Annotated in this window: 8 protein-coding genes; all 8 read right to left on the bottom strand. The window is 75.8% G+C overall.

Features of this window, described 5'->3' with window-relative positions; all coding sequences use genetic code 11:
• Positions 1-1,247, bottom strand: a 1,247-nt coding sequence (locus CR470_RS05760) for a M16 family metallopeptidase (protein ID WP_097866487.1), incomplete at its 3' end; no start/stop codon positions are given.
• The gene (locus tag CR470_RS05755) at positions 1,244-2,566 is read right to left on the bottom strand and encodes a M16 family metallopeptidase (RefSeq protein WP_097866486.1); all 1,323 of its coding nucleotides are present in this window, start codon (positions 2,564-2,566) and stop codon (positions 1,244-1,246) included. The genes CR470_RS05755 and CR470_RS05760, both read right to left, overlap by 4 nt.
• Positions 2,563-3,456 carry a class I SAM-dependent methyltransferase gene (locus tag CR470_RS05750; protein ID WP_097866485.1) on the bottom strand — a complete coding sequence of 298 codons (894 nt, stop codon included), beginning with the start codon at positions 3,454-3,456 and terminating at the stop codon, positions 2,563-2,565. The genes CR470_RS05755 and CR470_RS05750 overlap by 4 nt, the downstream gene beginning before the upstream one ends.
• Positions 3,457-3,461: 5 nt before the next feature.
• Entirely contained in the window at positions 3,462-4,502 is a 1,041-nt protein-coding gene (locus CR470_RS05745) for a T3SS effector HopA1 family protein (RefSeq protein ID WP_097866484.1), read from the bottom strand.
• Positions 4,499-5,722, bottom strand: coding sequence for a class V lanthionine synthetase subunit LxmK (gene lxmK / locus CR470_RS05740; protein ID WP_097866483.1), 1,224 nt, complete (start codon positions 5,720-5,722; stop codon positions 4,499-4,501). Before lxmK ends, CR470_RS05745 begins: the two co-directional genes overlap by 4 nt.
• Positions 5,719-6,789 (bottom strand): hypothetical protein, encoded by a 1,071-nt coding sequence (locus CR470_RS05735; RefSeq protein WP_097866482.1) that lies wholly within the window; start codon positions 6,787-6,789, stop codon positions 5,719-5,721. The genes lxmK and CR470_RS05735 overlap by 4 nt, the downstream gene beginning before the upstream one ends.
• Positions 6,786-7,457 (bottom strand): flavoprotein, encoded by a 672-nt coding sequence (locus tag CR470_RS05730; RefSeq protein WP_097866481.1) that lies wholly within the window; start codon positions 7,455-7,457, stop codon positions 6,786-6,788. The genes CR470_RS05735 and CR470_RS05730 overlap by 4 nt, the downstream gene beginning before the upstream one ends.
• An 86-nt stretch (positions 7,458-7,543) precedes the next feature.
• Positions 7,544-7,759: a lexapeptide family class V lantibiotic gene (lxmA, locus tag CR470_RS05725; RefSeq protein ID WP_018960897.1), complete on the bottom strand. Its 216-nt coding sequence runs from the start codon at positions 7,757-7,759 to the stop codon at positions 7,544-7,546.
• Positions 7,760-7,795 lie beyond the last annotated feature (36 nt).

Here is a 7,795-nt window from a genome sequence, read left to right as displayed (position 1 = left end):
CCTCGCGCCATCAGAGATGTGTATAAGAGACAGACCGCCACCACCTGGGCGGGCGTGACGGCCGCGAGGCGGTCCCGGTAGCCGTCGAGCCAGTCCGGCTCCAGCCCCGCCGCGGCGAAGCCCGCCAGCGCGCTCGCCTCCTCGGCGCGGGTCGCCAGGGCGAAGCGGGTGAAGCCGGTCGCGTAGGCGCGGGCGCGGTCCACCTCCGCCGGGGACGGGCCCCGGGCGGCGAGCTCCCGGAGGCACCGGGTGATCTCGCCGGAGATCCGGTCCGCGCTGCCCGGTGCTCCCGCGCACTCGATCTCCAGCCAGCCGCCCGCCCCGTTCTCGCGGAGACGGGCGGAGACCGCGTACGCGAGCCCGTGCCGGTCCCGGATCCGACGGCCGAGGCGGGCGGAGGCGTAACCGCCCAGCAGCAGCTGAGCCAGGTGGAACGGGGCGTGCTCCGGGTCGGCGGTGGGGACGGCGGGCCCGACGGCCAGGACGAGAGCCTGGTCGCCGGGTCGGGCCGTACGGTCGCCGCCGACACCGCCGCCGCCCTCGACGACGTCGAGCCCGACCCGCCCCGGCCGGGGATCCTGACGCGTGAAGCGCGGGAGGGTCAGACCCGACGGGCCGCCCGTCCAGGGCGCGAGCCGCTCGTTGGCCAGGCGCAGCACGGTGTCCGGCTCGGCGCCCGCCAGTACGACGAGTGACGACCCGCCGGGCACGACGGCGCGCGTGTGAAGGGCCCCGAGGGCATCGGGCGCCAGGGAGACGACGTCCAGAAGCGGTGCCGTACCACCGGAGCGGGAGGTCAGCGGGTGCGGCCCGAAGCCGTGCGCGAGCGCGGCACGACGCAGCCGTACGCGGCTCGCGGGGGCACGGGGAGCGGCGGCCGCCCGGCGCTGGGCGAGGGCCACCTCCCCCGCCTCGTACCGCGGGCGCACCAGCAGCTCGGCCAGCAGGTCGAGCGCGCCGGGGAGGCCCGGCGCGAGCACGCTGACCGAGAGGATCAGGGACTCGGCGGTGACGACGGTGCTGATCTCGGCGCCGAGGTCGGCGGCCCGGTCGGCGATCTCCTGACGGGTACGGTCCCGGCTGCCCGTCCCGAGGCAGGCAGCGAGGAGCTCCTGGGCGGCGGCGAGGCCCGGTTCGGTGCGCGCGTAGGGGATGACGAGGCGCAGCTCCGCGAGCGGGGCGCCGGGGGCGTGCGTCGCGAGGACGCGCAGCCCGGTGGGCAGGACGGCGGCGGTGGTGCGGTTCATCCGGCGGCGCCTTCCCGGGCGACGAGTTCGGTCACGGTGGTGGGCCCGTCCAGCAGGGCGCGGGCCGCGTCCGCCACCTGCGCGGGAGTGGTCGCCCGCAGCTCCTCGGGGAGCCCGTCGGGCCCGGCGGATCCCGGCAGGAGCAGGGCGGCGCGGCCGAGGGCGACGGCGCGGGTGGGGAGCGAGTCGGTCTGCCGGTGGACGGCGACCAGCAGGGAGTTCACCGCCCGCCGGTGCTCGGCCCCGGAAGGCGGCCGGTCCGCGAGGGTCCGCAGGACGGACCGCCAGACGCCGGCCGCCGCGTCGACGTCGGTGCCGGGCGCCCGGCCGAGCACCGCGAGGGTCAGGTCGGGGGCGGCCGAGGCGAGCCACTGGCCGTGGTAGCCGCAGGTGACGGTCGCGGAGGTGAGGCGATGCCCGTCCCGCGCCGACCGCGCCACCGCCGGCAGCCGGGACCGGCCGAGCACCTGCGCCAGAACGACCTGGGCGAGGTACGCGGGGCGTTCGGCGACCGGGTCGGGGAGACGGTGTCCGACCGCCACGCCGGGCGCGGCGGCGGACACGGGCGCGGTACGGGTCTCCGGGTGCGGGCCGGGGGCCGGAGCGGGCGGCCGGGCCCGTACGGGCGGTTCTCCGGAGCCGTGCGGGGCCGGGGAACCGAGCGGGGCGAAGAGTTCGTGCGCCGCAGCTGAGACGCGCGCGGGATCGATGTCCCCGACGACCGAGAGGACCATCCGCCGGGGCGTGTAGTAGGTGCGCTGGAAGCGTTCGGCCTCGTCGGCGCCGATGCCGTCCAGCTCGGCGGCCGTACCGAAGCTGTCCCTGCTCCCCGGGTAGAGCCCGTCCAGCGCCGCTTCCCAGTACCGGCCGCCGGCCCCCGCCCCCCGGATCTCCTCGGCGATGACGGCGGTCTCGGTGCGGATCACGTCCCGGGTGGGCGCGAAGCCGAGCAGGCGGCGTGCCTCCGCCGCCAGGACGGCCGGCAGGAGGCCGGCGGGGACGGTGGTGTGGAAGACGGTGTGGTCGCGGTGGGTCTCGGCGTTGCAGACCCCGCCCGCGCCCTCGACCAGGGCCGCGTGGCCTTCCCCGTCGCCGGCGCCCGGGCCGGAGCGGGGGAACATCAGGTGCTCGACGAGATGCGCCGTGCCGTGCCGCCCGGCGGGGTCGTCGTCCCCTCCGGCCGCCACGGTCAGGGCGACGGCGGCGAGGCCGCGCCCGTACTGCGGGACCGCCTCCGCGCACACCCGCAGTCCGTTGGCGAGCACGCTCACCCGCCCGGCGGCCGCGTCCGGGGCGGCGGCGGTCGCGTGCGGGCTCATGCCAGCGGCCGGAACACGGACACGCACATCTTCCGGCTGTCGCCCCCGTCGAAGGGCTGCTCGCGCCAGCCCGCGTACCGGCCGACGAGCTCCAGACCGGCGATGGCGCCCAGCAGGTCGAGCTCCCCCGGCCACACGTAGCGCATCACGGTGGTGGCGGACCGGGGTGTGTCGCCGTCCAGGAAGAGCGTGCTCTGCAGCATCATGTTCTGCGAGGCGGGCAGGACGCCCACGGACTCGATGAGCGCCCCGCGCCCGCCGATCGGGTAGGTGTTGACCTCGTTCTTCTTCTGTACGTGGTAGTCGCTCGGGTCGAACGTCTCGATCACCACGTGCCCGTCCGCCGCCACGTGCCGCGCCATCGCGTGCGTCAGCGCGATCTGCTCGTCGACCGCCATCGCGCAGCACAGCACGTTGAAGGGGGCGAGGACCACGTCGAAGGTGCGACCGAGATCGAGACCGGAGAAGTCGCCGTGGACCGGGGTGACCCGGCCCTCGGGGTCCTTCTCCGCGAGGCGGGCCAGCATCCTCTCCGAGGTCTCGACGCCGTGGACGTCGAAGCCGCGCTCCGCGAGCGGGAGCGCCACCCGGCCGGTGCCGACGCCGAGTTCGAGGACGCTCGCGCCGGGCGTGGTGAGGGTGAGCAGGTAGGTGCCGATGTCGTCGAGGTCGGGCGTGCTCGGGTAGATCTCGTCGTACACCCCGGCGAGGGCGTCGCTGTAGGCGGTGGTGATCGCCGCACCGAAGCCGCCCGCCCCGGCGGGGGTTCCCGCGTCGTCGGCCGCTTCCGACGCGTCGGCGGTGGTCGTCGTGTCGGCGGTGGTCGTCGTGCCGACGGTGGCCGTGGTCTCGGCGGTGGTCGTCGTGTCCGTGGTTTCGGCGGTGGTCATCGGGCTCACGCTCCAGCGGTCGTGGTCAGGGTGTCCGCGGCGAGCTCGATCTCGGGACGCTCGGGGTCCGCGGCAAGGTTGTTCTCGGGGTGCGCGGGGTCGATGCCCGCCGCGCGGAAGGCCCGTACGACGTGACCGGCGAGGTCGTCGGCCCCGTCCAGGGCGTGGTCGACGAGCGCGGTGGCCAACGCGAAACTGCGGTGCTGCCCGAAGCTCATGCCGTCGTGTCCGGGGCGCGGGTCCCGCGGGTCCCACGCGGCGGCGACGCCGGGGGCGAGCCGGGCGGTGAAGAGCGAGGTGTCGGCGCCCAGCCCCGGCAGGTCCCGGACGGCGGCCACCACGGCCCGTTCCGCCGGTGCGTGGTCGCCGTGCAGATAGACGACGACGCTGTCGCGACGCGGGTAGTCGTCCTCGTCGGAGAGGACCTTGGCGTGGTAGCGCGCCCCGGCCCCCTCCAGCGCGGTCAGCGCCGCGGCCCACAGCACGACGGCCCCGTCCGCGTCGCGGGCGTGCAGGAAGAGGCGGCGGACCGGGCCCGCGGGGGACGGCAGGGCCCGCGATCCCATGACGTAGAAGAAGCCGGGCGAGAGAGCGGGGCGCGCCGCCTCCAGCGCGACCTCGACCAGCTCGCCGGGGGCGGGCGTACCGGGGGTGATGAGCCGGTCGGCGCCGAGCCGGGCGGTGATCTCCGGCAGCCGTACGACCAGTTCGCCGCCGTCCGTGACCTCGACCAGCCGCCCCGTGACCGGGGTCCTGGCGTGCGGCACGGCCTCGGTGAGGCGGCGCTCCAGCGCGGAGTCGCGCAGCGACCTGCGGGGCGGGGCGTCCGCGTCCCGGCGGTGCGCTCCGTTCCCGGCGTGGAACTCCTCGTACAGCGCGTTGGTGAGCCGGCCGCGCAGGTCGCGCGGGCTGTCAGCGGTCAGCTTCCGCCCGGCGACCTCCGCCGCGAGACCGTCGGCCCGTACGGACACGAGGTCGAGCGCGGCGGTGAGACGCGGTGCCGGGGACGGCTCGGCGGAGCGGGGCAGCGGACGGTCGAGGATCATCGGGGGCTCCCGGACGTGGCGGCGGTGCGGCGTGGTGCGGCGGCGGGTGCGGTCAGACGGAGGGTGGACACGGCCCCGGCCGGATTCAGCAGCAGGGTCCGTCCGATCCCGGCGGCGGCGCGCGCGACCGGGTTGAGGACGGCGTGCGCCTGTGCGGTGGCGATGAGCCGGTCGAACAGGTGCCACCCCGCGAACCCGACGGCCCGCTCCGCCAGCTCCGGGTCCGGGGTCCGGCAGCCGGTGTAGCCCTCCCAGAAGGCCGCGATCCGGGGGATGTGGCGACGCAGCCCGGCGGTGCCGCGTTCGACGATCTCCTGGTGGGTGAGGTCGAAGCCGGGCGCGACGGTGTCCCCGGCGGCGGCCTCGCCCGTCGGCGCGAAGACGGAGTAGGTGGCCTGGAAGAGCCACTCGCCGACGAACGCTCCGACGTCCCGGGCCGGATCGGCCCACCTGAACTCCTCCCAGTCGCAGAGGTAGAGCGAGCCCCCGTGGACGATGAACTGGTCGAAACGCAGGTCGCAGTGGGCCGGGGTGTGCGGCGCCGTCCGCTCCCGCTCGCGCAGCCGGTGGAGCGCGGCGACGACCTCGGTGTCGTCCTGGACCAGCTTCCAGGCGGCGATCTGCGCCATGCTGCGGTCCTGGACCTCGTTCCACGGGAACGCCCGCAGCCAGCGCATCGGCGGCAAGGGGGCCTCACCCGTGTCGATCCCCACCTCCGCCGCGCCGACGGCCGGGGCCTGCCCCGTGCTCGCCGGGCCGCCCACCGGCTCCATGGCGTGCAGGGTGGCGACGGCACGCCCCGCCTCCCGGCACAGTCGCTCGTCGAAGTCGCCGTCCAGCGCGACCTCCGAGCCCGAACGGGCCCCGGGCAGCAGCCGGAACGCGCTGACGGCGGCGGCCCGGTCGGTCCCGAGGTGTTCGGGCGTACGCAGCGGTGACCCGGCCGGGAGACGTGCGGCCGACGCCTCGAAGGCGAGCGCGCGGTCGATCTCGGGACGGCTGCCGTCGGGGGACCGGGCGACCGTCTTGACGAAGACCTGCTGACCGCGGGTCGTCGTCCCGGCCCAGTTGTCGTTGCGGCCGCCGAAGGCGGTCAGCCCCTCCGGCGCGAAGGGGCCGAGGCCCAGCCGCTCCAGCAGCGCGTTCACTTCCGGTGCGGCGTCGAGGCCGGTCGGCCGGTAGCGGATCAGCGCGGGCGCTTCGTTCGTCGTGGTCGTCATGACACTCCTCGGGGGACCGCCCGGCGGCCCTCCTCATCGATCAACTCGGCGGTGAAGGCGAGGTAGTCCAGCAATTCGTCGCTCCACTCGCAGTACGTGGCGAAGTCCCGCATGTGCGTGACGACGCGGAGCACGGCGCAGCGCCCCACGGCCGCCGGGTCGTACACCGGGCCTCCGCCGCCGGTGCGGTCGCCGCTTCCGCCGCTGTCGCCGTCGCCGCTCTCGCCGTACACGCCCAGGAACACCTGTTGGAGGACGGCCGCGGACGGCAGCCCGGCGCCCTCGTCCGGAGCCCCGGCGCCGTCGTGCGCCGCGCGGTAGAGCGGTGACGACCACGCCAGCTCGACGAGGTCGCCGAGCATCCAGCCCAGGTCCAGCTCCCGGCGCCCGGCGCCGAGGTCCTGGCCGGTCAGCAGCGCCACCCGGCCGCGGCTCCTCGGCGGTACGAGCGCACCGGTCGAGGCCCAGCCGTGGAGGAGCACGGCCGACGCCCCGGCGCCCGTGGGCCGTTCGGCGTCGTCCGCCCAGTCGAGGAGCCGCGCCGTGCGGGCACCGCCCCACACCTCCAGCGCGTGTCGCCGGAGCCGCTCCGCGGCGGGGACCAGCGGAACCGTCCCGCTCGCCCACTCCCGCAGCCGCCGCAGGCCCGGCGGCGGAGCCGGCTCGGGGCCCTGGGGCAGGGGGACGCCGTGCAGGACCCGCAGGGCCCGGGCGGCGGCGGTGAGGGAGTGGGCGACGAGCCGCCCGGCCTGCGGGCGGGGGTCCCGCAGCCAGGCGGCGGCCGAGGCGGCGCCGGCGGCCCGGTGGAGCAGCCCGGATCCGTGCGTCTGCCCGGTGGACAGCAGCGCGGCCCCCGTGACCGCTTCCTGGCCGGGGACGAGCGGGACCAGCCGGCCGGGCGCACGCAGTGGCCCGGCGTAACGGTGCCCCGGACCGTGCCACCACAGGAAGCCGCCGTCCGGTTCCTCGTACACCCGGGTGGCCTGGAGGCCCGTACCGTGCTCCGCCACGAGGACGGCCGTTCCGGTCAGGGGGCCCGTTCCGGTCAGGGAGTCCGTTCCGGTCACGCCGCCCGCTCCCGGTCCCCGGCCGCGTCGGGGCGGCCCCGCCCCGGCCCGGTCCCGGTTCCGTCGCCGGGCGCGTCCCCCGGAGCGCCGCTGCCCCCGCTCTCCTTCCGGCGCGCGACGCAGAGGTCGTACAGCTCGTTCAGCGGGGCGGAGCCACCGTCCGCCACCTCACCCGTGCGCGCGCTCCGCGCGGGGATCGTCGGCGCGAGCACCACGCCGGGCCGCTCGCGCAGCACCGCCAGGTGTTCCCGGACGACCGGGCTGCCGAGCGCACCGGGCGGCAGCGACGGCGCGACACCCACCAAGGCCCGGGTGGTGTGCAGCGCGACCATCAGCGGTGTGTCGGCGACGCCGAGTGCGTACCGGCCGACGAAATTCAGTGTGGCGGGATGGACGAGAATCAGGTCCGCCCATTCCGCGAGTTCGACATGGGGCACGTCGACGCCGGAGAAAGTGTTCCAGTCGTCGATGAGCACTTCTTTTCCGGAGAGCACGGCCACCGCGTCCCGCGAGACGAACCGGCACGCGGAGCGCGTCAGCACCACCCGCTTCTCCACCTCGGGAAAGGAATTCCCGAGCCAGTTGATCCAGAACGGCAGGAAGGCGACGCCGAGGGCTCCCGTCCCCACGACGAGAACGCGCTCGAAGTCCCGTTGCTGTTCCTCCACGACGCCTCCTGTGCGCGTTGGGGCCGGGGCCCGGCCGGAGTGTGCACTCCGGCCGGACCCCGCGGCTCACTACGAAGAGAGCCTGGTCAGCACTTGTTCTCGACGGTCTTCGCGGCGAGCGAGCCGAGAGCGGCGGCGCACTGCTGCGAGGAACGGGCGCTGATGATCGTGGCGCGGATCGCCCACGGGATGGTGGGGCTGAACGCCGGCGCGGCGTCCTTGCCGTCGTGCAGGCCCAGCTCCTCGGCGGAGGTGTAGGCGGTGTAGCCGTCGAACAGGTCCTGCTCGGTGACGTTCTGCATCAGTTTTCTCTCCATGAAAGGGAATTGACGACCGGT

This window comes from Streptomyces sp. rh34, assembly GCF_002551245.1.
Classification (GTDB): Bacteria; Actinomycetota; Actinomycetes; order Streptomycetales; family Streptomycetaceae; genus Streptomyces.
This window is presented reverse-complemented; position numbering and strand designations above follow the sequence as displayed.

What these genes read in the sequence shown, in the direction of transcription:
- lxmK (WP_097866483.1), bottom strand. Translation starts at nt 5,722, where the DNA reads ATGACGACCACGACGAACGAAGCGCCCGCGCTGATCCGCTACCGGCCG.
- CR470_RS05750 (WP_097866485.1), bottom strand. Translation starts at nt 3,456, where the DNA reads ATGACCACCGCCGAAACCACGGACACGACGACCACCGCCGAGACCACG.
- CR470_RS05755 (WP_097866486.1), bottom strand. Translation starts at nt 2,566, where the DNA reads ATGAGCCCGCACGCGACCGCCGCCGCCCCGGACGCGGCCGCCGGGCGG.
- CR470_RS05745 (WP_097866484.1), bottom strand. Translation starts at nt 4,502, where the DNA reads ATGATCCTCGACCGTCCGCTGCCCCGCTCCGCCGAGCCGTCCCCGGCA.
- lxmA (WP_018960897.1), bottom strand. Translation starts at nt 7,759, where the DNA reads ATGCAGAACGTCACCGAGCAGGACCTGTTCGACGGCTACACCGCCTAC.